The organism is Mycobacterium persicum (assembly GCF_002086915.1).
GTDB lineage: Bacteria > Actinomycetota > Actinomycetes > Mycobacteriales > Mycobacteriaceae > Mycobacterium > Mycobacterium persicum.
Map to the genome: position 1 here is coordinate 5,189,027 of NZ_MWQA01000001.1, position 24,748 is coordinate 5,213,774.

Here is a 24,748-nt window from a genome sequence, read left to right on the forward strand (position 1 = left end):
CCATTGAGTAGGGTGACGCGGTGACCGTCTACGCGATCGCCCAGTTGAGATTCACCGATCGGGCAGCATATGACCGGTACCAGACCAGGTTCATGGAAGTGTTTCGTCGTCATCCGGGAACGTTGCTGGCTGCCGACGATTCACCCCAGGTGATCGAGGGGCGGTGGGACCATCAGAAAGTGGTGCTGATGTCGTTTCCCGATGAGGCCGCATTCCATGGCTGGGCACAATCGCCTGAGTACCAAGAGATTTCGCAAGATCGTTGGGCGGGCGCCGATACGGTGGTGCTGCTGGCGCAAGGCCTGCAGTGAGCGCGCGTCCGCTGAGCGAACTCGTCGAGCAGGGCTGGGCCGCCGCATTGCACCCGGTGGCCGACCAGGTGGCCCGGATGGGGCAGTTTCTGCGCGCCGAGATCGCGGCCGGCCGCAAATACCTGCCGGCGGGGCCGAACGTATTGCGCGCCTTCACTTTTCCATTCGAACAGGTGCGGGTCCTGATCGTCGGGCAGGACCCCTATCCGACACCCGGACATGCGGTGGGACTGAGCTTTTCGGTGGCCCCCGAGGTGCGACCGCTACCGCGCAGCCTGGCCAATATCTTCGAGGAGTACGCAGCCGACCTGGGCTATCCGCAGCCCTCGTGCGGTGATCTGACGCCCTGGGCGCAGCGCGGCGTGATGTTGTTGAACCGAGTGCTGACCGTGCGCCCGAGTAATCCGGCCTCGCACCGGGGTAAGGGCTGGGAAGTGGTGACCGAGTGCGCGATTCAAGCGCTTGTCTCACGGTCGCAGCCGCTGGTGGCCATCCTGTGGGGACGCGACGCGTCGACGCTCAAACCGATGTTGGCCGCCGGCACATGTGTCGCCATCGAATCGCCGCATCCGTCTCCGTTGTCGGCGTCGCGGGGGTTCTTCGGCTCGCGGCCGTTCAGCCGTGCCAACGAGCTGCTTGCGGGGATGGGTGCCGACCCGATCGATTGGCGGCTGCCGTGACCGAGCTGCGGGCGCCGTGGTTGGGCCCTCTTTCTCTACGCTAAACACATCCCACATTGGTCAGGCCGACCAGGCTTGCATTCCAACAATTCGGCAACATCGGCAGCCGGGGGCCGCTCCCCGACTCGCTACTACCTAACGTGGCCAACCCGGCAGGGCGCGCGGCGTCTCCTGATGGCCCGCTGCCGGCAAACCCCAGAGCGCCCGCACCGTGATCCGAAGCCGCTACCGGCACCGGCGCCTGCGGGCAGCTGCCGGCCGTTGCGACCGACACCAACTGTGCTGGTGGCAACACTGCCGACGGCTCCACCGCGCCGACCGCTACCCCCGCCACAGGCGTGGCGACCATACCCGCCGCAGCGCTCGCGCTAGGGCCGGCGGCAGCAGCCGAAACCGGCAGTGCCGTCGCCGCGGCTAACGGACCCAGCAGAGTGGGGAGAAGCCCAAGGTTCAGCCCCATGATCCATTGACTGATCCATCCGATCACCTGATTGCCGACTTCATAGCCGAAGACAAAAGGAAGAAATACAGTAGCGAAGGTTTCTATTCCAGCAGTGAGCCATGCGAGTTCTAGGTAGCCAAGGGCTTCAGCCGCCAAATGGGTGTTGCCGATCAAGAGCAAGTATCCAATAAACAACAAGACAATTGGTGTGTAGAAAGCCATCATGAGCGTGAAAATTGCAAGGGACGGAACGGCGAGAATCTCCGTGCCAACGAGTTTGATCAGGTCCCACAAAATCTGCCATATCGGAAAGGGCTGGTAGCCGACGGCGTGCGTAGCGCCGGCTACGATCTCGCCGGCCACACCGGCGCCGGGTTTGATGATGATTGGCGCCGGTGGGGTGTGCGGCATCGACGCCAGCGCGGCTGCGGCGGCTGCGTCATAGACGCTCATCGTGGTTGCGGCCTGAATCCACATCCGCGCATAGTCGGCTTCGTTGAGTGCTATCGGGATGGTGTTGATGCCAAAGAAATTCGTTGCCAGCAACACCGCGTGGGTGGCGTGGTTGGCGGCCAGCTCCGGCAGCGTTGGCATCGCTGCGACCGCGCTGACATAGGCGGCTGCCACCGCCTGATGCGCTGCCGACACCGCGGCGCTATCGCTACTGGCCTGAACCAGCCACGCCACATACGGCCCGTAGGCCCCCGCACAGATCTCCGCGGTGGGGCCCTGCCACGCCCCGGTCCGCAGCGCGCCCAACACCGCGGTGAGTTCTTCAGCCACCGACGCATAGTCGACGCCCAACGACGCCCATTCCGCGGCGGCCGTCAGCAACGGGGCTGCTCCCGGGCCGGTGCTCAGCAAGGCCGAATGCACCTCCGGCGGCGAAGCCAGCCACAGCGGTGCACCCGCAACGGCGGCCAAAGTTTCATCCACGCACAGCGTCACCGCCGAACCTCTTCCCACAACATTTCTGGACCTCTACTTGCGACGGGCATTCAGTGGGCCGATCACGCACGGGCACACCATGTTTGACCACCGCTCGGCTACCGGTGGACAGGCCTGGTGTTGTCTCGTGTACCGCCTCCCGGCGTTACTGAGATGTGATCGGCGACACGCCAAAAAGATGTCGGTGACAAAGGTTGTTGTCAAATAGCTATCCACTATCAATCAATGGGCAGAAGCGATTGACAGTGGGTTCATTTGATGCCGCTGGCTTTCGGCGCTGGCGCGACGTCAGTCCTTTAGTGGCGCAATTTCTTTGACGATGGGGCCGTCATCCGGCACAGGCGCCGGGCTTAGAGCGCACGCCAGACTGACGCGCGGAGGGTCACCCGTTAGCGCGGGCTCTTACCTGAAGGCTTCGGCAGCGGCGCAATTCATCGAGGCGCAATCCATCGCGCCGATCGGGACGGGCCGAAATGCAGCGGCACGCGCGGCACCCGGTCAGCCGCGGCTGACCTTGCCCGCCTTGATGCAGGACGTGCAGGCGTTGATGCGCTTCTTGTTGCCCCCGGGACGGCTCACCGCCCGCACGGTCTGAACGTTGGGGTCCCACCGACGGCTGGTGCGGCGGTGGGAGTGTGACACCGACTTGCCGAAGCCGGGGCCTTTCCCGCAGATATCGCACACAGCGGCCATTGTTCAAACTCCTCAAGTCGGTTGCTGGGGGTCCGGCGACCCGGGCGGAACGGCCCGGCTGGCCCAGGCCGTCCCAGGATAGCCGGGGTCGTCGGCGAGCACCAAAACGCCATCCGCCGCGACCAGTACTGTCACCCCCGCTGGCTAGGCTCAATGCAGCTTTGTCGTCCCGGCTCGATGGCCTGTCCAGAACAGCAGCCGACGCACACTGTCCACAGTGTCGCCGGGCTACGCTGGCGCCCACCGGGAGCTGGCGCAGAGGAGGTGGGGTCACGGTGGACACGCCAGGTCGCCCGCTGGACGCGTCGGCCCTGCGGGATTGGGCGCATACCGTCGTCAGCGACCTGATCACCCACATCGACGAAATCAACCGGCTGAACGTGTTCCCGGTCGCCGATTCCGACACCGGCGCGAACATGCTGTTCACCATGCGCGCGGCGCTCGCCGAGGCGGACGCGGTGGCCGGGGCCGACGACGGCCGCAATGCGGGTAACGTCGCCCGGCTCGCTGCCGCCCTGTCGTCCGGCGCGCTCAACGGGGCACGGGGGAACTCCGGGGTGATCGTGTCGCAGATTCTGCGCGGCATCGCCGACGTCACCGCGACCGCGGCAGCGGCCTCGGCCGGTGCCTTGTCGGCCGTCGACGCGGCCCAGCTGGCCGCCGCTTTGTGGCGCGGCGTCGAGCTGGTCGTCGCATCGATGGGCGGCGAGGAAGTCGCGGGAACCATAGTTTCGGTGCTGCGGGCCGCAGCCGCCGCGGTTGAGCAGTGCGCCGACGCCGGTGAGACCCTGGCGCAGGCCGTGACCGCCGCCGGTGATGCCGCCGTCGTCGCGCTGGAGAAGACGCCCGAGCAGCTCCACGTGCTCGCCGACGCGGGAGTGGTGGACGCCGGCGGCCGGGGCCTGGTGGTCATGCTGGACGCGTTGCGTGCGACGCTCACCGGGCACAAACCCGCCCGCTCGGTCTACGAGCCGGCGCCGCGAAAGCTGCTCGCCGAGACGCCCGCCGGACGGCCGGCACCACAGTTCGAGGTGATGTACCTGCTGACCGGCTGTGATGCGGCGGCGGCGGACATGCTGCGCGACCGGCTCGCGGAGCTGGGGGATTCGGTGGCGATCGCGGCCGCACCGTCGCAGAGCTATTCGGTGCACGTGCACACCGACGACGCGGGCGCCGCTGTCGAAGCGGGAATTGCAGCGGGGCAATTGAGCCGGATCGTGATCTCGGCGCTGAGCTCCGGTGCCAACGGGCTGCCGGCGGGCAGCTGGACCCGGGAACGGGCCGTCCTGGCCGTCGTCGATGGCGACGGCGCCGCCGAGCTGTTCGCCGGAGAAGGGGCCTGCGTGCTGCGACCCGGCCCGGATGGCTCGGCACCTGCGGCCGATATCAGCGCCCATCAGTTGGTGCGGGCGGTGGTGGACACCGGTGCCGCCCAGGTGATGGTGCTGCCCAACGGGTATGTCGCCGTCGAGGAGCTGGTGGCGGGTTGTACCGCAGCGCTGGGCTGGGGTGTCGACGTGGTGCCCGTCCCGACCGGGTCGATGGTTCAGGGGCTGGCTGCCCTGGCCGTGCACGACCCTGCAAGCCAGGCCGTCGACGACGGTTACACCATGGCCCGCGCCGCCGGTGCTGCCCGGCACGGCTCGGTGCGCACCGCCACCGAGCGGGCGTTGACCTGGGCCGGCACCTGTGAACCGGGCGACGGGCTGGGCATCGCCGGCGACGAGGTGCTGATCGTCGCCGGCGATATCGCCGCGGCGGCGATCGGTCTGCTCGATCTGCTGCTGGCATCCGGGGGCGATCTGGTGACGGTGTTGTTGGGCGCAAAGCTCGACGACGAGGAAGCCGGCGCGCTGCGTGAGCTGTTGGAAAAGCACATGCACGACCGTCATCCGGGCACCGAGCTGGTGACCTATCGCACCGGGCATCGAGGCGACGTGCTGCTGATCGGGGTCGAGTAGCCGTGGTGTCACTGAGCGACCGGCTGGTCTTCGTTCTGGGCGCTCCGTCGGCAAAGCCGCTCGACGACGAGTTCGGCATCAGGACGGTCGACGACCTGCTGCGCCACTACCCGCGTAGCTACGTCGAAGGCGGAACGAGGCGCGGCGCCGGCGACGAGCGGCCCGAAGCGGGTGAGCACATCACGATCGTCGACGTCATCACCGAAACGATGACGTTTCCCATGAAGAAAACGCCGAAGCGCCAATGCCTGCGCATCACCCTCGGCACCGGCCGCGCCAAGGTGACCGCCACGTTCTTCAACGCGGACTACATCAAGAAGGACCTCACCAAGAACACAAAGGTGATGCTGTCCGGGGAAGTCGGGTTCTTCAAGGGCGTCATGCAGCTCACCCACCCGGCGTTTCTGATCCTGGACTCGCCGGACGGAAAAAACCACGGCACCAGGTCACTGAAAAGCATCGCCGATGCCTCCAAGGCCATCAGCGGCGAACTGGCCATGGAAGAGTTCGAGCGTCGCTTCTTCCCGATCTATCCGGCCAGCACCAAAGTGCAGAGCTGGGACATTTTCAGGTGCGTCCGCCAGGTGCTCGAAGTCCTTGACCCGGTGGATGATCCGCTGCCCGCTGAGCTGCGCGCCGCGCTCGACCTGGTCTCGGAGGACGAGGCACTGCGGGCCATTCACCTCGCCGAGAACGAGTCCGAACGCCAACGCGCCCGCGCGCGCCTGACCTTCGACGAAGCCGTCGGGCTGCAGTGGGCGCTGGTCGCCCGCCGGCACGGTGAGCTGTCGGAATCAGGGCCGCCGGCGCCGCCGCGCGCTGACGGGTTGGCGGCCGAGTTGCTGGGCCGGCTGCCCTTCGAGCTGACGGCGGGCCAGCGCGAGGTGCTCGCCGTCCTCTCCGAGGAGATCGCGGCGACCCGCCCGATGAACCGCTTACTGCAGGGTGAGGTCGGTTCGGGCAAGACCATCGTGGCGGTGCTGGCGATGCTGCAGATGGTCGACGCGGGTTATCAGTGTGCACTGCTTGCGCCTACGGAAGTTCTTGCCGCACAACACTTACGGTCGATCCGCGATGTCCTGGGCCCGCTGGCAATGGCCGGCCAGCTGGGCGGGGCGGATACCGCCACCCGGGTGACGCTGCTGACCGGCTCGATGACCGCGGGGCAAAAAAAGCAAGTCCGGGCCGAGGTGGCCGGCGGCCAGGCCGGCATCATCGTCGGCACCCATGCGCTGCTGCAGGAAGCCGTGGAGTTTCACAACCTGGGCATGGTGGTGGTCGACGAACAACACCGGTTCGGTGTCGAGCAGCGAGATCAATTGCGCAGCAAGGCGCGTACCGGAATCACCCCGCATCTGCTGGTGATGACCGCCACGCCGATACCGCGCACGGTCGCGCTCACCGTCTACGGCGACCTGGAAACCTCCACGCTGCGCGAACTTCCGCGGGGGCGCCAGCCGATCACCACCAACGTCATCTTCGTCAAGGACAAGCCCGCCTGGCTGGGCCGGGCCTGGCAACGCATCATCGAGGAGGTCGCGGCCGGCCGCCAGGCTTATGTGGTGGCGCCCCGCATCGACGAGAGCGATGAGCCGGAGAAAGAGCCCGCCGGCTCGAGACCTTCGGAGACCGCCGAGGGCCTGTACGCGCGATTGCGTTCCGGCGAGCTGGCCAACCTGCGATTGGGACTCATGCACGGGCGGTTGCCGAGCGACGAGAAGGACACCGCGATGGCGGCCTTTCGGGCCGGCCGGATCGATGTGTTGGTGTGTACCACCGTCATCGAGGTAGGTGTGGACGTCCCCAACGCCACGGTGATGCTGGTGATGGACGCCGACCGGTTCGGTATCAGCCAGTTGCACCAGTTGCGTGGCCGCATCGGGCGTGGCGCGCATCCGAGCCTGTGTCTGCTGGCCAGCTGGATGCCGCCGTCCTCACCGGCCGGTGAGCGGCTGCGCGCGGTCGCCGAGACCATGGACGGGTTCGCCCTGGCCGACCTCGACCTCAAGGAGCGCAAGGAAGGAGACGTGCTGGGCCGCAACCAGTCCGGCAAGGCCATCACCCTGCGGCTGCTATCGCTGGCCGAGCACCGGGAGTACCTCGAGGCCGCCCGGGACTTCTGCGTCCGCGCGTACCAAGACCCCGACAAGCATCCCGGATTGCAGTCGCTGGCAGCGCGATTCACCGACACCGACCGCATCGAATACCTGGACAAATCATGAACCGCAAGACGCTGCTGGGCCTGGCGGCGGCGGCGCTGCTGGCCTTGGTGGTCGCGTACCAGACACTGGACTCATCGGCGGCCAGGCACGCGGAGCAGTTCGCCGCGCGCGCTGACGTGCCGACGGTCCAACCCGGTACCGATGTGCTCGCCGGGGTCGCCGTGCTGCCGCAGCGCACCCACCGTTACGACTATCGCAGGGCCGCGTTCGGCGACGCCTGGGACGACGACAACGACGCGCCTGGCGGGCACAACGGCTGCGACACCCGCGACGACATCCTCGACCGCGACCTGGTCGACAAGACCTATGTGCCGACCAAGCGGTGCCCGAATGCCGTGGCCACCGGCACCCTGCGCGACCCGTACACCAACACCACCATCGCCTTCCAGCGCGGCGCCAAGTTCGGCGAATCGGTGCAGATCGACCACATCGTTCCGCTGTCTTATGCGTGGGACATGGGCGCTTACGACTGGCCGGCTCCGGAGCGGCTGCGGTTCGCCAACGATCCGGCCAACTTGCTGGCGGTGCAGGGACAGGCCAATCAGGACAAAGGGGATTCTCCCCCGGCCCAGTGGATGCCGCCCAACTCCGCATTCGCCTGTCAGTACGCCATCCAGTTCATCGCGGTGCTGCGCGGCTACGCGCTGCCAGTAGACCAGGCGTCGGCCGGCGTCCTGCGCGACGCCGCGGCCACCTGCCCGACGGGTTAGCCGTGGCCGGCCGGATAACTCGGACCACAGCGACGAGCCGTCGTCAATTCACGGTCGGTAAGCGAGCCGGAGGTTACGTGCCGTTGTAGGTCAGCGGGTCTTCGCGAATGCGGGTGCCGTCGTTGAGCCCGTTGAGCGCATCCATGTGCTCGGCAGCCAATTCGAAATCGAACACGTCGAGGTCGCCGGCGATGTGCTCGGGCCGCGACGAGCGGAAGACGACCGCATTACCCAGTTGCAGATTCCAGCGCAGCAGCACCTGTGCGGGCGTCTTGCCGTATTCACCACCGATCGACGTCACGGTCGGGTTGTCCATCAGCCGGCCGAGAGCCAGCGGAGTGTAGGACTGGGTGACGACGTTGTGCTGCGCATTCGATTTGCGCAGCTCGGCCTGGTTGAGCAGCGGGTGCAACTCGATCTGGTTGACCGCGGGTGTGACGAACGTGAGGTCGATGATGTTCGACACATGTTCCTCGGTGAAGTTGGACACCCCGATCGAACGGGCATGGCCTTCGCCGCGCGACTGGATCATGCCGCCGAAGGCATCCACGTACTTACCCACCGCGGGGGCCGGCCAATGAATCAGGTACAGGTCGACGTAATCCAGTCCGAGTCGCTCCAAGCTGGCTTTACAAGCCTCCTGCGACATGCTGAAACCGTGATCGGCGGTGGCCAGCTTGGTGGTGACGAACAACTCCGCGCGTGGAATACCGGACGAGGCGATCGCACGGCCAACGGCTGCCTCGTTGCCGTACGCCGCGGCGGTGTCGATAAGCCGGCAGCCGACCTCTAACGCCGCCGACACCGCCCGTTCGGTTTCGTCCTCGGACAACTCCGCGACGCCGAGGCCGAGAACCGGCATCGTGTTCTCGTCGTTTAGAGCTATTGAGGGAATCATGGCGCCCGACTCGCCGGTCAATGCATCTCACCTGCCTGTGAAATTGAAGGTTCTCGGATCAGGGCCAAGCCGGGTTACGCCATCGGCGACGAGCTCGAGGCCATGGCGCCGCTGGGTCGAGGCGCTGAGCTCGAAGTCGAACACGTCGAAGTTGCTCGCTATCCGTATTGGGTCACCCACTTGGGGATCACGATATTACCGAGTTGAATCGGCAGGCGCAGGGTCGCCATCGCGCACGGCAAAGTGGCTCGCGCCCGGCGGGACCGCCGCCATGGTCATTCTCGCCGCCTGGCGGGGGAGAGAATAAACGCCTCCCCCGAAAGTGGGCGAAATCGCGAAAGCGGTTCCGGTGGAGCCCCGGTAAGTCCTTCCACCACTCGGAAGGCACGAGACAATGAAGCAGGAAGCACTCCAACAGCGGCGTAGCCGCTCGGGAATCCCCGGCATTCATGCCGGGGAGCACGTCAAATAGGAGAAACCCATGACCAGAAGTCTGCCCGGCACGCCGGACCTTCAATCCGAGGTGACCTGCGTACCGATGCGGTGGACGCGTCGCATCCAGAGCACCGTCACCGGTGCGGGCGTCAAAGTCATCCCGTGGATTCCGGGGCCGGCCAAGCGGCTTCTCACGCGCGGTCGTTCCGTCGTGATCGACGGCAACACCCTTGATCCCACGCTGCAGCTGATGCTGTCGGGCATGCGGGCCGTCGGCCTCGACGGCCTGGTGATCGACGACGACCCCGACGCCTCGCGTGCCAACATGCGTGAGGCGATGCTGGGATTCGGCGGTCCGCAGATTCACGTGGAGGTCGACGAACTCACGCTGCCCGGGCCGGCCGGGGACATCCCGGCACGGCACTATCGCGCGCCCGGCGGAGTCGCCGCACCGCTGCTGGTCTTCTATCACGGCGGCGGCTGGGTGATCGGCGACCTGGACACCCACGACGCGGTGTGCCGCTTGACGTGCCGCGATGCCGGGATCCACGTACTGTCGATCGACTACCGGCTGGCTCCGGAGCATCACGCACCGGCCGGGATCGACGACGCGTTTGCGGCCTTCACCTGGGCCTACGAGCACGCCGGCGAGCTCGGTGCCGTCCCCGGGCAGATTGCGGTGGGCGGCGACAGCGCGGGCGGCAACCTGGCGGCCGTCGTGTGTCAACTGGCCAAAGACAGCGGAGGCCCGGCTCCGGTGTTGCAGTGGCTGATCTATCCGCGCACCGACTTCACCGCGCAGACCCGCTCACTGGGCCTGTTCGCCCGTGGCTTCTTGCTGACCAAACGAGATATCGACTGGTTCCAAGCCAATTACCTGCGCGGCTCGGGGATCGACCCCACCGATCCGCGGGTGTCGCCGATGCGGGCCGAGTCGCTGTCAGGTCTGCCGCCGGCACTGATCGTGGTCGCCGGATTCGACCCGCTGCGCGATGAGGGCGAACAGTACGCGTCGGCGTTGCGGGCCGCCGGGACCGCGGTGGATCTGCGTTGCGAGGGTTCGCTGACGCACGGCTTCCTCAATCTGTTTCCGCTCGGCGGTGCCAGTGCCACCGCGACGAGCGAGCTGATTTCGGCGTTGCGTGCGCACCTGAGCCGGGTCTGAGCCCTATCCGGACGGCCGCCGGTACTCTAGAGGCGCCAGCAGCGCAGGCTATTCACCAAGTGAGGATCGCGAACCCGTGGCCGAAAAAAACAAACGCCCTCCGCGGATCGATCTGAAGTCGCCCGACGGCAAATTCGGCCGGCTGATGCAGATCGGTGGCACCGCGCTGGTTGTGCTCTTCGCCGTTGTGCTGGTGTTCTACATCGTCACCTCGCACGACAAGAAAGGCGGCGGTGCCACGGCCGCTGCGGTCCGGGTGACGTCCAGCAAGCTGGTCACCCAGCCCGGAACCAGCAACCCCAAGGCCGTGGTGTCGTTCTACGAGGATTTCCTGTGTCCGGCGTGCGGGAACTTCGAACGCGGATTCGGGCCGACCGTATCCAGGCTCATTGACATCGGCGCAATCGCGGCCGATTACACCATGGTGGATATCCTTTCCAGCCCGCGCAACGACAATTATTCGGCGCGCGCGGCGGCCGCGGCGTACTGCGTCGCCGATGAGTCCATCGATGCGTTCCGCCGGTTCCACACCGCGTTGTTCAGCAAAGACATCCAGCCGTCCGAAGTCGGCAAGACCTTTCCCGACAACGCAAAGCTGATCGAACTCGCCCGCGAAGCCGGTGTCGTCGGCAAGGTGCCCGACTGCATCAACAGCGGAAAGTACCTCTCCAAGGTCGACGGGCTGGCGGCGGCCGCGAACATCCACGCGACGCCGACCGTCAAGATCAACGGCACCGAATACGAATGGTCGACGCCGGAGGCGCTGGTGGCCAAGATCAAAGAGATCGTCGGCGACATTCCGGGCATGGACACGGCGGCAACCGCCCCGGCAGCTTGACCACGATGGTCTCAGCCGAACCCGCCGATCTGCCTCCGGACCCAGCGGGCGGGGTGCAGGTACCCGCGCCCAGTGCGTGGTGGGTGCTGATCGCCGGCGCGTTCGGCCTGCTCGCTTCGATGACGCTGACGGTGGAGAAGATCAGGGTCCTGCTCGACCGGGATTACGTGCCGTCGTGCAACCTCAACCCGATCATGTCGTGCGGCTCGGTGATGGGCACCCCGCAGGCAACCCTGCTGGGCCTGCCCAACCCGGTGGTCGGCATCGTGGGGTTCACCGTGGTGGTGGTCACCGGTGTGCTGGCGGTGACGAAAGTGCCTCTGCCGCGCTGGTATTGGACCGGGCTGACGGTGGGTGTCCTGGTCGGCACGGGGTTCGTGCACTGGCTGATCTTTCAGAGCCTTTACCGCATCGGGGCGTTGTGCCCGTACTGCATGCTGGTCTGGGTCGTCACCATCACCCTGTTGGTGGTGGTGGCGTCGATCGCGTTTCGTCCGGTGCTCGAACAGCGCGACAGCGCCGTCGTGCGGGTGCTCTTCCAATGGCGATGGTCGATCGCTACGCTGTGGTTCACCGCGGTGTTCCTGCAGATCATGGTCCGTTTCTGGAATTATTGGTCGACACTGATCTGAGAAGGGTCGAGCGTGATCGCCAAAGTGCTGGTGGCCAATCGCGGGGAGATTGCGATCCGGGCATTTCGCGCGGCCTACGAGCTCGGTATCGGCACGGTGGCCGTCTACGCCTACGAGGACCGCAATTCGCTGCATCGGTCCAAGGCGGACGAGTCCTACCAGATCGGCGAAATCGGGCATCCGGTGCGCGCCTCCCTTTCGGTCGACCAGATCGTGGAAACCGCCCGCCGCGCCGGCGCTGATGCGATCTACCCCGGTTACGGGTTCTTGTCGGAGAACCCCGAGTTGGCCAGGGCATGTGCGGCCGCGGGCATCACCTTCGTCGGCCCCGGCGCCGAAGTGCTTGAGCTGACTGGAAATAAGTCCAGGGCCGTCGCCGCCGCCCGGGAAGCGGGACTGCCGGTGCTGACGTCGTCGGCGCCGTCGGACTCGGTCGACGAGTTGGTGTCGGCCGCCGCGAGCTTGCGGTTTCCGTTGTTCGTCAAGGCGGTTGCCGGAGGTGGCGGCCGCGGTATGCGCCGGGTCGGCGATAGCGCCGCGCTGCCAGAGGCGATCGAAGTCGCCAGTCGCGAGGCCGAATCGGCGTTCGGGGACCCGACGGTCTATCTCGAACAGGCGGTGTTGCGTCCCCGCCACATCGAAGTGCAGATCCTGGCGGATACCCGCGGCAACGTGATCCACCTCTACGAGCGGGACTGCAGTGTGCAGCGTCGCCATCAGAAGGTCATCGAACTGGCGCCCGCCCCGAACCTGCCCGCCGAGTTGCGGACGAAAATCTGCGCAGATGCCGTCGCGTTCGCCCGCCACATCGGCTACAGCGGCGCCGGAACGGTCGAGTTTCTGCTGGACCAAAGCGGGGATTACGTCTTCATCGAGATGAATCCGCGGATTCAGGTGGAACACACCGTCACCGAGGAGATCACCGACGTGGACCTGGTCTCCAGCCAGCTGCGCATCGCCGCGGGGGAGACGCTCGACGACCTGGGTCTTGAGCAGCAGGCCATCCAGCCGCACGGCGCGGCCCTGCAGTGCCGGATCACCACCGAGGATCCAGCCAACGGATTTAGGCCGGACACCGGCCGGATCAGCGCGCTGCGCGCTCCCGGCGGCGCCGGTATCCGGCTGGACGGCAGCACCAACCTCGGCGCCGAGATCAGCGCCCACTTCGATTCCATGCTGGTCAAGCTCACCTGCCGGGGCCGTGACTTCCCGACCGCGGTGAACCGGGCGCGCCGGGCCATGGCGGAGTTCCGGATTCGCGGGGTGTCGACGAACATCGGTTTCCTGCAAGCGGTTCTGGATGATCCCGATTTCCAGGCCGGCCTCATCACGACGTCGTTCATCGACGAGCGGCCACAGCTGCTGACCGCGCGATCGTCGGCCGACCGGGGCACCAAGATTCTCAACTACCTGGCCGATGTCACCGTCAACAAACCGCATGGCACCCGGCCGTCGAAGGTGTACCCGCAGGACAAGCTGCCCGACGTCGACCTGGACACCCCGCCGCCGGCTGGCTCCAAGCAACGGCTGGCCGAATTGGGGCCCGAAGGTTTCGCGCGCTGGCTGCGGGAATCGGCGGCAGTCCGGTTGACCGACACGACATTTCGTGACGCGCATCAGTCGCTGCTGGCCACCAGGGTGCGCACCAGCGGGTTGATGATGGTGGCGCCCTATCTGGCCCGCAGCATGCCGCAGCTGCTGTCGGTGGAGTGCTGGGGCGGTGCGACTTACGATGTGGCCCTTCGCTTTCTGAAAGAAGACCCGTGGGAGCGGCTGGCCGCGCTGCGCCAGGCGATCCCGAACATCTGTCTGCAGATGCTGCTGCGGGGCCGCAATACCGTGGGCTACACCCCCTATCCGGAGGTGGTGACGTCGGCGTTCATCGACGAGGCCACCGCCACGGGCATCGACATCTTCCGGATCTTCGACGCGCTCAACAACCTCGAGTCGATGCGCCCGGCGATCGACGCCGTGCGCGAAACCGGTTCTGCGGTAGCCGAAGTCGCGATGTGCTACACCGGCGACCTGGCTGACCCCGGTGAGCGGCTGTACACGCTCGACTACTACCTGAGGCTGGCCGAGTCCGTCGTCGAGGCCGGCGCCCACGTGCTGGCCATCAAGGACATGGCGGGGCTGTTGCGGGCCCCCGCTTCCCGAAAGCTGGTCACCGCGTTGCGAAGTCGCTTCGACCTGCCGGTGCACGTGCATACCCACGACACTCCCGGCGGTCAGCTGGCCAGCTATGTCGCCGCCTGGCACGCCGGGGCCGACGCCGTCGACGGGGCCGCTGCGCCGCTGGCGGGCACCACCAGCCAACCCGCGCTGAGTTCGATCGTGGCCGCCGCCGCACACACCGACTACGACACCGGTTTGTCGCTTGCCGCGGTCTGCGCTCTGGAGCCCTTTTGGGAAGCGCTGCGAAAAGTGTATGCGCCCTTTGAATCCGGCCTTCCCGGGCCGACGGGGCGGGTCTACCGCCACGAGATCCCGGGCGGTCAGCTGTCGAATCTGCGCCAGCAGGCGATCGCCCTGGGTCTGGGGGACCGGTTCGAGGAGGTCGAGGAGGCGTACGCCGGCGCCGACCGAATTTTGGGCCGGCTGATCAAGGTCACCCCGTCGTCGAAGGTCGTCGGTGATCTGGCCCTTGCCCTGGTCGGTGCCGGGGTAAGCGCCGACGAATTCGCCTCCGATCCGGCACGATTCGATATCCCGGATTCAGTGTTGGGATTCCTGCGGGGTGAGTTGGGCGATCCGCCCGGTGGGTGGCCCGAGCCGTTGCGCAGCACGGCGCTGGCCGGCCGGGCGCCGGCCAAACCCGCCGGACAACTGACGGGCGACGACGAGGCGGCTCTGGCGGTGCCGGGACCCAAACGGCAGGCCGTGTTGAATCGGTTGCTTTTCCCCGGTCCCACAAGGGAATTCGAGGAACACCGGGAGACGTACGGGGACACCTCGCAGTTGTCGGCCAACCAGTTCTTCTATGGGTTGCGGCAGGGCGAAGAGCACCGGGTGAAGCTGGAACGCGGTGTGGAACTGTTGATCGGTCTGGAGGCGATCTCCGAGCCCGACGAACGCGGTATGCGAACGGTGATGTGCATTATCAACGGCCAATTGCGGCCGGTGCTGGTGCGCGACCGCAGCATTGCCAGCGCGGTCCCGGCCGCCGAGAAGGCCGACCGCGGAAATCCGACCCATATCGCCGCGCCGTTCGCCGGGGTTGTCACCGTCGCCGTGTCCGCCGGCGACCAGGTCACGGCCGGCCAGACCGTCGCCACCATCGAGGCGATGAAGATGGAGGCCCCGATCACCGCCCCCAACGACGGCACCGTGCAGCGGGTGGCGGTCTCGGATACCGCTCAGGTCGAGGGCGGAGACCTGCTGGCGGTGGTGAGCTGACCCGGATCATCGGCGGAGTCGCCGGGGGACGGCGCCTCTCGGTACCCCCGAGGGGGATCAGGCCCACCACCGATCGGGTGCGCGAATCGCTGTTCAATATGCTGAGCGCCCGCCGGGAGCTGACCGGCCTGGCCGTGCTCGACCTTTATGCCGGTTCGGGCGCACTCGGGCTGGAGGCACTGTCGCGCGGGGCCGCGTCGGCACTGTTCGTAGAGGTCGACCAGCGCACCGCGGCCGTCATCGGGCGCAACATCGAGGCCCTGGGTTTGGCCGGTGCGACGGTGCGCCGCGGCACGGTGGCCACCGTTTTGGCAGCGGGCACGTCGGCTCCGAGGGACCTGGTGCTGGCGGACCCGCCCTATGACGTGGGCACCGCGGATATCGATGCCGTACTGGCCCTGTTGGGCGCCCACGGCTGGGTCCGGCAAGGCACCATCGCGGTGGTGGAGCGACCGGTCACGAGTGCGCCGTTGACCTGGCCGGTGGGCTGGACCGGGTGGCCCGAGCGGGTCTACGGCGACACCCGGCTGGAGTTGGCCGAGCGGCGCTGAACTGGCTGCTAGCGTCTGGTGTCATGGGCGCCGCTCAGCCGCATCACGTCGTTCTGCCTCGTCGCCGGCCGCGTCTCATGGGCGCCGCTTCTCGGCATCACGTCGTTCTGCCTCGTCGCCGGCCGCGTCTCATGGGCGCCGCTTCTCGGCATCACGTCGTTCTGCCTCGTCGCCGGCCGCGTCTCATGGGCGCCGCTTCTCGGCATCACGTCGTTCTGCCTCGTCGCCGGCGCGGGTCATGAGCGGCGCGGTATGCCCGGGGTCATTCGACCCGGTCACGTTGGGCCACATCGACGTTTTCGAACGCGCCGCGGCCCAGTTCGACGAGGTGGTGGTCGCGATCCTGACCAACCCCACCAAGAAGGGCATGTTCGACCTGGACGAGCGGATCGCGATGATCAACGAGTCGACCACGCACCTGCCCAACTTGCGGGTGGAGGCCGGACAGGGCCTGGTGGTCGACTTCGTCAGGTCCCGGGGGATGAACGCCATCGTGAAGGGTCTGCGCACCGGCACCGATTTCGAATACGAGTTGCAGATGGCGCAGATGAACAAGCACATCGCCGGCGTCGACACCTTTTTCGTCGCGACCGCGCCGCGGTATTCGTTCGTGTCGTCGTCGCTAGCCAAAGAGGTGGCGATGCTCGGCGGCGATGTGTCGGAGTTGCTGCCCGAGCCGGTGAACCGGCGACTGCGCGAAAAGCTCTCCGGCTGAACCCAAATGGGCCCGGCCCGGGGAGCGGACCGGGCCCGTCGGCGTGCGGGCTGGCGATAACTAGCTGGGGTCAAAGCATTCGTAGAACGTCTGCGTCGCGTAGTCGTAACAGGTGTAGGTGCCGTACGCCTGGTGGCTGGGCGCCGGGTCGGCGGCGCCGACACTGGCTCCCAGCGCGGCCAGGCCGATGGCCGAGGCCAGCAGGGACATTCCGGCAAGGGCGCGGAGACGGGTGGTCGACATTGATACCTCTCTTTGCGTTGTTGTCTTTGCTTGAATGCGATTTCGGGTGGCGGCCGTGGCCGTTGCAGAAAGACTGACGGCGGCCGCTTGGCGAAACCTTGGGGGATCCTTGGACGCGTCGCCGCACCCCGACGGCGCCCGGGTCCGCGGAGGCCGGTCACCGTGCGTACGGTTACCGCACGGACCAGCGGGTGGTCAGAAGACGATGGTCTGGTTGTGGTGCACGATGACCCGGTCCTGGCAGTGCCAGAGGACGGCGCGGGACAGCACCGCGCGCTCGACGTCGGCGCCGACCCGCACCAGGTCTTCGACGGTGTCATTGTGATCGACGCGAACGACGTCTTGTTCGATGATCGGGCCTTCGTCCAGGACCTCGGTCACGTAATGAGCCGTCGCGCCGATCAGCTTGACGCCGCGTTCCCGTGCGCGCTTGTAGGGGGCCGCGCCGGTGAAGGCGGGAAGGAACGAATGGTGAATGTTGATCAGCGGGCAGCCGATTGCGGCCAGGAATGCTGGGCTGAGTATCTGCATGTACCGGGCGAGTATCACCAAATCGACGTTGCCGCTGAGCAACTGAAGCTGCCGCTGCTCGGCTTCCGCGCGGGTGTCGCGGGTGGCGGGGATGTGCACGAACGGCACCCCGAACGGGCGAACATGGTCGGCCAGCTCAGGATGGTTGGCGATCACCATGACGACAGACATCTGCAGCTCGCCGCGACGGTTGCGCCACAACAGGTCTAACAAGCAGTGATCACTCGTGGAAGCCATGATGGCGACCCGTTTGGGTTTGGCGGCCTCGGTGAACCGGTAATCGATGTTGAACGTGCCGGCCACGGATTCGCCGAAGTCGCGTTGCAACTCGTCAATGGCCGCAGTCAGCCCGGGTAAATGGAAGATCGCGCGCTGCAAGAATGTTCCGCCCTCCGGCGCGGTGGAGTGCTGGTCCAAGGAGATGATGTTCGCGCCGGCTCGGGCCAAGAACCCGCTCACCGCGGCGATGATTCCGGGGCGGTCGTGGCAACGCAGCAACAGCCGGCCGATATCGGCCGGCTGTGGCGGACCGCCAGGCGGCGGCGGATAGGTATCAGACATTGCCGCAGGCCAGGATACGCCGCCCGCAGCGTTAGTGGCAGTGATGGCTGTGGTCGTGCTGATGGCTTTGCGAGTCGGGGGAGCCGCCCATCATACGCAGCATCGGGATCCCGCCGGTGGCGGCGAACCGGATCACCAGGATCGCTGCGATGACGAGGAAGACGATGTTGAGCCAGGTGGTGTAGTTCCACGAAATGCCGGCGTGCATGACCACAGCGCTGCGCTGACTCGGAATGAGATTGGCTGTGCCGAAAAGTAATTCGACAAGGTATCCGGCGACGACCATCGAGGCGTAGAAGGTGCCGAGCAGCGTGAGCATCATCTTCGTCCCGTAGTACTTCCGATAGATGTTCAAGATCGGCAAGATCAACAGGTCGGCGAAAATGAACGCGACGACGCCGCCAAAGCTGATGCCACCGTTCCAGAGCACCGCTGCAAGTGGCACATTGCCAATCGAGCAGACGAATGAAACGATTGCGACGAAGGGGCCGACGATCGGTCCCCACAGCGCCGACCAGACCGGATGGTCAGTCAAAAAGAAGTGCTGCCAAAAGGTTTCGGGAACCCACGCCGCGATGGCTCCGGCGATCAGCAAGCCCACGATCAGGTCCCGCAGGATCGCCGCCCACTCCATGACGAACACGTGCGACACCGAGGTAAGGGCCCGCCCGGAAAACAGCCGCCGCCAAAACGAGCCTTCTCCGCCGACCGTCATATCCATCGCGGCGTGACCTTCCATGGAGCCGGCGAGTCCGCGGTCGGCCTGCTCGCGGGCGGCATCGATCAGCCGGGAGCGCACGAACAGCCGGAACAACAGGGCCAGCACGATGATCATCAGCGGGCCGCCGACGAACTCCGCGGCGGTGAACTGCCAGCCCATCAACAACGCCAGGATGATGCCCAACTCCACGACCAGATTGGTGGAACCGATCTCGAATGCCATGGCGGCGGTGAAGTTTGCGCCTTTCCGAAACAGCGACCGCGCCAGCGCCACTGCCGCATACGAGCACGACGACGACGCGGCCCCCAGCCCGGCCGCTACCGCCAATGTTCGGGGCTTGTCGTCGCCCATCAGGGCCACAATCGTCTCGCGGCGCACCACGGCCTGCACCATCGCAGACAAACCGAAGCCAAGGATCAGCGCCCACAGAATTTCCCACGTCATAGATCCCGCCAGCGCCAATGCATGGTCCACCGCTGCTACCACCTGGTCCACCACCCGGTCCTCCGCTTCGATTGCATGTTCGGGCGATCATATGGGCGGGTACGCCCACCTGAGGACCATATACCCCCATGGGGTATATGTCAAGGGTTCCGTCCGGTGGCTGGGGACCGCGGCTCCCGACATCGCATCGCCGCTCTTAAAACGTTGGCGTGCAACGAGATAGGCTCTGTCGACACGCCCAGCGCGATGGCTTTTCGCCGGCAGCATCGGGATCCGGGTTGCCGCGCCTGGCCGGGGTACCGCCGTCGTCGCCGGCGACGGGCAGCCGGGAATTTTTCGGATTTCGCAACGCCATCACCGAGATCGCGGGTCGGCCCCGCCGGCCCGAACGCTGACCGACCCGCCCGGGCCCACGTTGTGTGGATTTGTTCGGATTTCCCCGAGCGCGGAGTCGTCGTGCGTGTACGCTACGGCGTCGGGGTGCGGCGTAACGTGTAACGGTCGCCAGCGACGTGAGAAGGAACGCGGGCATGAGCATCGCATCGAACGCACCCGATCCTGCCGCTCGCAGGGTGCGAATCCTGTTCATCGCCGAGGCGGTGACGCTGGCCCACGTCGTGCGGCCGTTCGTGCTGGCGCGGTCGCTGGACCCGAGCCGTTACGAGGTCCACTTCGCCTGCGACCCGCGGTACAACACGCTGCTGGGGCCGATGCCTTTTCCGTACCACCCGATCCACACCATCCCCAGCGAGCGGTTCCTCGGCAACTTGACCCAGGGCCGTTTCTACGCCGCTCGGACGTTGCGCCGCTACGTCGAGGAGGACCGCAAGGTGCTGGCCGAGATCGCGCCGGACCTGGTCGTCGGCGACCTTCGCGTTTCGCTCTCGGCCAGCGCCCGGTTGGCTGGCATCCCCTATATCGCCATCGCGAACGCCTATTGGAGTCCCTACGCTCGTCGCCGGTTTCCGCTTCCGGACACGCTGTGGACGCGCCTGCTCGGCGTCAGGCTGGTCAGGATCCTGTACCGCCTGGAACGTCCGTTGCTGTTCGCTCTTCAGTGCCTGCCGCTCAACTGGGTCCGGCGCCGGCATGGGTTGCCGACTCTGGGGTGGAACCTGTGCCGCATTTTCACCGATGGGGACTACACGCTGTATGCCGACGTGCCCGAGTTGGTGCCGACCTATGATCTGCCGGCCAACCATCGGTATCTGGGTCCGGTTTTGTGGTCGCCCGCGGTGCGGCCGCCGCCCTGGTGGGATTCGCTGCCGCCCGGCAGGCCGATCGTCTATGCGACCCTGGGCACTTCGGGCGGCACGAACCTGTTGCAGGTGGTGCTGGACGCGCTGGCTGATATGCCGGTGACGGTGATCGCGGCCACGGCCGATCGCAGCGACTTGAGCAACGTGCCGGCCAACGCGTTTGTCGCCGATTACCTGCCGGGCGAGGCGGCCGCGGCCCGTTCGGCGGTGGTGGTCTGCAATGGTGGCAGCCTGACGACGCAGCAGGCCTTGCTGGCCGGGGCGCCGGTGGTCGGGATCGCCAGCAACCTCGACCAGCACCTGAACATGGAGGCCCTCGAGCGCGCCGGCGCCGGGATGCTGCTGAGAACCGAACGGCTCAGCCGCCGGCGGGTGGCCGACGCCGTGCAGCAGGCCCTCGGTGACCCCGGCTATCGGCAGGCCGCCCTGCAGCTCGCCGACGCCTTGGGCCGCGACTTCGACGGGTTCGCCCAGCACGTCCACACCGCCTTGCACCTCAGGCCCGACAGCGTGACGTCACCGACCGGCTGGCAGCGAAATCTGCGGACCGGCTAGCGCCACCGACCACCCCGGGCCGCCGGCTGTCCGCGGTTTGCCCGGATTTTCGGGGGCACGCGTCGGGCGTGTACTCTACGGCCGCGGCCCCGGGGTAACGATCAACGGTCGCCAACAGCGTGAGAACGGACGCGAACATGAGTGGCGTCGGGTCGTTGAGCGGTGTCTGGAGGGCGCGATGAGGATGGTGCACCGGTGAGCACCGAACCGAACGATTCGGATCCTGACGCCCGCAGGCTGCGGATCCTGTTCATCGGGGAAGCCGCGACCCTGTCCCACGTCGTGCGGCCGTACATGCTGGCGCGGTCGCTGGACCCGAGCCGTTACGAGGTCCACTTCGCCTGCGACCCACGATTCAACAAGCTGCTGGGCCCGCTCCCGTTTCAGCACCACCCGATCTACACCATCCCCAGCGAGCGGGTGCTGGCCAAGATCGCTCAGGGCCGACTCTTCTATAACACGCGCACGTTGCGCCGCTACGTCGAGGAGGACCGCAAGGTGCTGGCCGAGATCGCGCCGGACCTGGTCGTCGGCGACAACCGGCTGTCGCTCTCGGCCAGCGCCCGGTTGGCTGGCATCCCCTATATCGCCATCGCGAACGCCTATTGGAGTCCCTACGCTCGTCGCCGGTTTCCGCTTCCGGACACGCTGTGGACGCGCCTGCTCGGCGTCAGGCTGGTCACATTCCTGTTCTGGTTGTATCGCCCGCTGATCTTCGCCCTCTACTGTCTGCCGCTCAACTGGGTCCGGCGCCGGCATGGGTTGCCGACTCTGGGGTGGAACCTGTGCCGCATTTTCACCGATGGGGACTACACGCTGTATGCCGACGTGCCCGAGTTGGTGCCGACCTATGATCTGCCGGCCAACCATCGGTATCTGGGTCCGGTTTTGTGGTCGCCCGCGGTGCGGCCGCCGCCCTGGTGGGATTCGCTGCCGCCCGGCAGGCCGATCGGCTATGCGACCCTGGGCACTTCGGGCGGCACGAACCTGTTGCAGGTGGTGCTGGACGCGCTGGCTGATATGCCGGTGACGGTGATCGCGGCCACGGCCGATCGCAGCGACTTGAGCAACGTGCCGGCCAACGCGTTTGTCGCCGATTACCTGCCGGGCGAGGCGGCCGCGGCCCGTTCGGCGGTGGTGGTCTGCAATGGTGGCAGCCTGACGACGCAGCAGGCCTTGCTGGCCGGGGTGCCGGTGGTCGGGATCGCCAGCAACCTCGACCAGCACCTGAACATGGAGGCCCTCGAGCGCGCCGGCGCCGGGATGCTGCTGAGAACCGAACGGCTCAGCCGCCGGCGGGTGGCCGACGCCGTGCAGCAGGCCCTCGGTGACCCCGGCTATCGGCAGGCCGCCCTGCAGCTCGCCGACGCCTTGGGCCGCGACTTCGACGGTTTCGCCCAGCACGTCCACACCGCCTTGCACCTCAGGCCCGAGAACGCGGCCCGAGGCGTCGCGACCGAAGGGCGGTAGGGGCAACTGTGTTCTGCCCCAACAACCGTAGGGCGCAGCGAGGTGACAGACGACCCGTCCCTGCGATCGATTGCCGGGCCGAAGCCGCCCGGCACGGTCAGAACTTGTCTGCCGCGGTCAATGGAACTAGGGTCGGGAACCTGATTCGCGCGGCCGAATATGTCCTGTACCTTGAAGCGGGCACGACGACGGTCTTGCGAACGCACGCCGCATCAAGCTGACGGCGACCCCCGCCGCAGCGGCCAAGGCATAACAAGGAGTGGAGACGGCCACGATGGGATGCCGGAAATGTGGTGACGAGCAGGCACCAACGGAAGCGGCAATCCGGTGAAGCGGGCGCTGATCACCGGGATCACCGGCCAGGACGGCTCCTACCTCGCCGAATTGTTGCTCAGCAAGGGTTATGAGGTCCACGGGCTGATCCGCCGGGCCTCGACGTTCAACACGGCGCGGATCGATCACCTCTATGTCGACCGGCACGACCCGCACGCGCGATTGTTCTTGCACTATGGCGATCTCACCGACGGCACCCGGTTGGTGACGCTGCTCAGCACCATCGACCCCGATGAGGTCTATAACCTTGCGGCCCAGTCGCACGTGCGCGTCAGCTTCGACGAACCGGTGCACACCGGCGACACCACCGGCATGGGATCCATCCGGCTGCTCGAAGCCATTCGGCTTTCCCGGGTGGAATGCCGCTTCTATCAAGCGTCCTCGTCGGAGATGTTCGGCGCGTCGCCGCCACCTCAGAGCGAGCAGACGCCGTTCTACCCACGATCGCCCTATGGCGCGGCAAAGGTGTACTCGTACTGGGTGACGCGCAATTACCGAGAGGCGTACGGACTGTTCGCGGTGAACGGCATCTTGTTCAACCACGAATCACCGCGGCGCGGCGAGACGTTCGTGACCCGAAAGATCAGCCGAGCCGTGGCGCGGATCAAGGCCGGTCTCGAGTCGCACGTCTACCTGGGCAACCTCGACGCAGTTCGCGACTGGGGGTATGCACCCGAATACGTCGACGGAATGTGGGCGATGCTGCAGACGTCCGAACCGGAAGACTTCGTGCTGGCGACCGGACGCGGCTACACGGTGCGCGAGTTCGCCCAGACCGCCTTCGACCATGCCGGGCTCGACTGGGAGAAGCATGTGCGATTCGACGAACGCTATCTACGTCCCACCGAGGTGGATTCGCTGATCGGCGACGCGACCAAGGCCGCCCAATCGCTGGGGTGGAAGGCGTCGATACACACCGCTGAACTGGCGCGGATCATGGTGGACGCGGACATCGCGGCGCTGGAGTGTGAGGGCAAGCCGTGGATCGACAAGCCGACGCTCACCGACCGGGCATGCGGACCAGAATGAACACCTTCACCGGCGTCCTTGACCGTGCCGCTCCGGTGTATATCGCCGGGCACCGCGGGCTGGCCGGGTCCGCGCTGTTACGCAAGTTTCAGGCCGAGGGGTTCACCAATCTTGTGCTGCGCTCCCACCGGGAACTCGACCTGACGGATCGGGCCGCGACATTCGACTTCATCATGGAGTCGCGGCCTCAGGTCATCATCGACGCCGCGGCCAAGGTCGGTGGCATCCTGGCCAACAGCACCTATCCCGCTGATTTCCTGTCCGAAAACCTGCAAATCCAGGTCAACCTGCTCGACGCCGCGGTGGCCGCGCGGGTGCCGCGGCTGCTGTTCCTCGGCTCCTCCTGCATCTATCCGAAGTTCGCCGAGCAGCCCATCAAGGAAAGCGCGCTGCTCACCGGGCCGCTGGAGCCGACGAACAACACCTACGCGATCGCCAAGATCGCGGGCCTCCTTCAGGTCCAGGCGGTCCGCAGCCAACACGGCCTGGCCTGGATCTCAGCGATGGCAACCAACCTGTATGGACCCGGTGACAACTTCTCGGCGTCCACGTCGCACCTGCTGCCGGCGCTTATCCGCCGGTACGAGGAGGCCAGAGCCGGCGGCGTGCCGAAGGTGACGAACTGGGGCACGGGAACTCCACGCCGCGAACTGTTGCACGTCGACGATCTGGCGAGCGCATGTTTGTACCTGCTGGAGCACTTCGACGGACCCAGTCCCGTCAACGTGGGTACCGGCGTCGACCACAGCGTGCGCGAGATCGCCCAGATGGTGGCCGGCGCGGTGGGTTACAACGGCGAAACCGAGTGGGATCCAACGAAACCGGACGGAACCCCCCGAAAACTGTTGGATGTGTCGGTGTTACGGGAGGCGGGTTGGCAATCCCGGATTACGCTGCGCGAGGGCATCGACTCCACGGTCGCGTGGTATCGGGCCAACGCCGGCGTGGCAAGAAAATGAATGTTGACTGGCTCGTAGTTGCGAGCCGGTGAGGTGGAGGGCCTGA

20 protein-coding genes and 2 pseudogenes are annotated in these 24,748 nt (G+C 66.5%); 15 read left to right on the forward strand and 7 right to left on the reverse strand.

Annotation, left to right across the window (positions count from 1 at the left end):
* The first annotated feature begins 20 nt into the window (after positions 1-20).
* Together B4U45_RS23705 and B4U45_RS23710 are read left to right on the forward strand one after the other, a co-directional pair.
* A complete protein-coding gene (locus B4U45_RS23705; protein ID WP_075545374.1) occupies positions 21-311 on the forward strand; it encodes a DUF1330 domain-containing protein in 291 nt (96 codons plus the stop codon).
* Positions 308-991, forward strand: a complete 684-nt coding sequence (locus tag B4U45_RS23710) for a uracil-DNA glycosylase (protein WP_075545373.1) — start codon at positions 308-310, stop codon at positions 989-991. Before B4U45_RS23705 ends, B4U45_RS23710 begins: the two co-directional genes overlap by 4 nt.
* A gap of 40 nt (positions 992-1,031) precedes the next feature.
* Here the strand turns inward: B4U45_RS23710 and B4U45_RS23715 are convergent, their stop codons facing one another.
* Together B4U45_RS23715 and rpmB are read right to left on the reverse strand one after the other, a co-directional pair.
* Positions 1,032-2,381 (reverse strand): PPE family protein, encoded by a 1,350-nt coding sequence (locus B4U45_RS23715; protein ID WP_240316791.1) that lies wholly within the window; start codon positions 2,379-2,381, stop codon positions 1,032-1,034.
* A gap of 498 nt (positions 2,382-2,879) precedes the next feature.
* Positions 2,880-3,074 carry a 50S ribosomal protein L28 gene (gene rpmB / locus B4U45_RS23720; RefSeq protein WP_075545372.1) on the reverse strand — a complete coding sequence of 65 codons (195 nt, stop codon included), beginning with the start codon at positions 3,072-3,074 and terminating at the stop codon, positions 2,880-2,882.
* A 275-nt stretch (positions 3,075-3,349) separates the two neighbouring features.
* Here rpmB and B4U45_RS23725 point away from each other — a divergent pair, with 275 nt between their 5' ends.
* The 3 genes from B4U45_RS23725 to B4U45_RS23735 are packed head-to-tail and all read left to right on the forward strand — an operon-like array spanning position 3,350 to position 7,967.
* The gene (locus tag B4U45_RS23725; RefSeq protein WP_075545371.1) at positions 3,350-5,035 is read left to right on the forward strand and encodes a DAK2 domain-containing protein; all 1,686 of its coding nucleotides are present in this window, start codon (positions 3,350-3,352) and stop codon (positions 5,033-5,035) included.
* Between the two features lie 2 nt (positions 5,036-5,037).
* Positions 5,038-7,257 (forward strand): ATP-dependent DNA helicase RecG, encoded by a 2,220-nt coding sequence (gene recG / locus B4U45_RS23730; protein ID WP_083044035.1) that lies wholly within the window; start codon positions 5,038-5,040, stop codon positions 7,255-7,257.
* On the forward strand, positions 7,254-7,967 hold the full coding sequence (locus tag B4U45_RS23735) for an HNH endonuclease family protein (protein WP_075545369.1): 714 nt from the start codon (positions 7,254-7,256) through the stop codon (positions 7,965-7,967). Before recG ends, B4U45_RS23735 begins: the two co-directional genes overlap by 4 nt.
* A 73-nt stretch (positions 7,968-8,040) precedes the next feature.
* Here B4U45_RS23735 and B4U45_RS23740 read toward each other — a convergent pair whose 3' ends face one another.
* Both B4U45_RS23740 and B4U45_RS29590 read right to left on the reverse strand, forming a co-directional pair.
* Positions 8,041-8,886, reverse strand: a complete 846-nt coding sequence (locus tag B4U45_RS23740) for an aldo/keto reductase (protein WP_089024988.1) — start codon at positions 8,884-8,886, stop codon at positions 8,041-8,043.
* A 6-nt stretch (positions 8,887-8,892) separates the two neighbouring features.
* Positions 8,893-9,098 (reverse strand): annotated as a pseudogene (locus B4U45_RS29590) (aldo/keto reductase); the annotation flags it as partial.
* 248 nt (positions 9,099-9,346) lie between these two features.
* On the opposite strand from B4U45_RS29590, the gene B4U45_RS23745 reads away from it, so the two are divergent.
* The 6 genes from B4U45_RS23745 (at position 9,347) to coaD (ending at position 16,597) form a co-directional block, all read left to right on the forward strand.
* Positions 9,347-10,465 carry an alpha/beta hydrolase gene (locus B4U45_RS23745; RefSeq protein WP_075545367.1) on the forward strand — a complete coding sequence of 373 codons (1,119 nt, stop codon included), beginning with the start codon at positions 9,347-9,349 and terminating at the stop codon, positions 10,463-10,465.
* Positions 10,466-10,541: 76 nt separating this feature from the next.
* Positions 10,542-11,303 (forward strand): DsbA family protein, encoded by a 762-nt coding sequence (locus tag B4U45_RS23750; RefSeq protein ID WP_075545366.1) that lies wholly within the window; start codon positions 10,542-10,544, stop codon positions 11,301-11,303.
* A 5-nt stretch (positions 11,304-11,308) separates the two neighbouring features.
* Entirely contained in the window at positions 11,309-11,935 is a 627-nt protein-coding gene (locus tag B4U45_RS23755) for a vitamin K epoxide reductase family protein (RefSeq protein ID WP_075545365.1), read from the forward strand.
* 12 nt (positions 11,936-11,947) lie between these two features.
* Complete coding sequence (locus tag B4U45_RS23760; protein ID WP_219859519.1) at positions 11,948-15,331, forward strand: pyruvate carboxylase; 3,384 nt, start codon at positions 11,948-11,950, stop codon at positions 15,329-15,331.
* Positions 15,328-15,882, forward strand: a complete 555-nt coding sequence (gene rsmD / locus B4U45_RS23765) for a 16S rRNA (guanine(966)-N(2))-methyltransferase RsmD (RefSeq protein WP_082275208.1) — start codon at positions 15,328-15,330, stop codon at positions 15,880-15,882. Before B4U45_RS23760 ends, rsmD begins: the two co-directional genes overlap by 4 nt.
* Positions 15,883-16,120: 238 nt before the next feature.
* Positions 16,121-16,597, forward strand: coding sequence for a pantetheine-phosphate adenylyltransferase (coaD, locus tag B4U45_RS23770; RefSeq protein ID WP_075545362.1), 477 nt, complete (start codon positions 16,121-16,123; stop codon positions 16,595-16,597).
* Between the two features lie 60 nt (positions 16,598-16,657).
* On the opposite strand, the gene B4U45_RS23775 is transcribed toward coaD, so the two are convergent.
* From B4U45_RS23775 to B4U45_RS23785, 3 genes are all read right to left on the reverse strand, one after another.
* On the reverse strand, positions 16,658-16,840 hold the full coding sequence (locus B4U45_RS23775; RefSeq protein ID WP_023372216.1) for a hypothetical protein: 183 nt from the start codon (positions 16,838-16,840) through the stop codon (positions 16,658-16,660).
* A 195-nt stretch (positions 16,841-17,035) separates the two neighbouring features.
* A complete protein-coding gene (purU, locus tag B4U45_RS23780; RefSeq protein ID WP_075545361.1) occupies positions 17,036-17,932 on the reverse strand; it encodes a formyltetrahydrofolate deformylase in 897 nt (298 codons plus the stop codon).
* Between the two features lie 31 nt (positions 17,933-17,963).
* The gene (locus B4U45_RS23785; protein WP_371687021.1) at positions 17,964-19,169 is read right to left on the reverse strand and encodes a permease; all 1,206 of its coding nucleotides are present in this window, start codon (positions 19,167-19,169) and stop codon (positions 17,964-17,966) included.
* A 361-nt stretch (positions 19,170-19,530) separates the two neighbouring features.
* Between B4U45_RS23785 and B4U45_RS23790 the strand changes: the two are divergent.
* From B4U45_RS23790 to B4U45_RS23805, 4 genes and pseudogenes are all read left to right on the forward strand, one after another.
* A pseudogene (locus tag B4U45_RS23790) lies at positions 19,531-20,911 on the forward strand (glycosyltransferase).
* 162 nt (positions 20,912-21,073) lie between these two features.
* Complete coding sequence (locus B4U45_RS23795) at positions 21,074-22,381, forward strand: nucleotide disphospho-sugar-binding domain-containing protein (RefSeq protein ID WP_219859521.1); 1,308 nt, start codon at positions 21,074-21,076, stop codon at positions 22,379-22,381.
* Positions 22,382-22,708: 327 nt separating this feature from the next.
* Entirely contained in the window at positions 22,709-23,743 is a 1,035-nt protein-coding gene (gene gmd / locus B4U45_RS23800; protein WP_075545358.1) for a GDP-mannose 4,6-dehydratase, read from the forward strand.
* Complete coding sequence (locus tag B4U45_RS23805) at positions 23,740-24,702, forward strand: GDP-L-fucose synthase family protein (RefSeq protein WP_075545357.1); 963 nt, start codon at positions 23,740-23,742, stop codon at positions 24,700-24,702. Before gmd ends, B4U45_RS23805 begins: the two co-directional genes overlap by 4 nt.
* Positions 24,703-24,748: the final 46 nt, after the last annotated feature.

Excerpts from the sequence above, each read along its gene's own strand:
- B4U45_RS23745 (WP_075545367.1), top strand. The coding sequence starts at position 9,347 with ATGACCAGAAGTCTGCCCGGCACGCCGGACCTTCAATCCGAGGTGACC.
- purU (WP_075545361.1), bottom strand. The coding sequence starts at position 17,932 with ATGTCTGATACCTATCCGCCGCCGCCTGGCGGTCCGCCACAGCCGGCC.
- rpmB (WP_075545372.1), bottom strand. The coding sequence starts at position 3,074 with ATGGCCGCTGTGTGCGATATCTGCGGGAAAGGCCCCGGCTTCGGCAAG.
- coaD (WP_075545362.1), top strand. The coding sequence starts at position 16,121 with ATGAGCGGCGCGGTATGCCCGGGGTCATTCGACCCGGTCACGTTGGGC.
- B4U45_RS23735 (WP_075545369.1), top strand. The coding sequence starts at position 7,254 with ATGAACCGCAAGACGCTGCTGGGCCTGGCGGCGGCGGCGCTGCTGGCC.
- B4U45_RS23805 (WP_075545357.1), top strand. The coding sequence starts at position 23,740 with ATGAACACCTTCACCGGCGTCCTTGACCGTGCCGCTCCGGTGTATATC.
- B4U45_RS23755 (WP_075545365.1), top strand. The coding sequence starts at position 11,309 with ATGGTCTCAGCCGAACCCGCCGATCTGCCTCCGGACCCAGCGGGCGGG.
- B4U45_RS23775 (WP_023372216.1), bottom strand. The coding sequence starts at position 16,840 with ATGTCGACCACCCGTCTCCGCGCCCTTGCCGGAATGTCCCTGCTGGCC.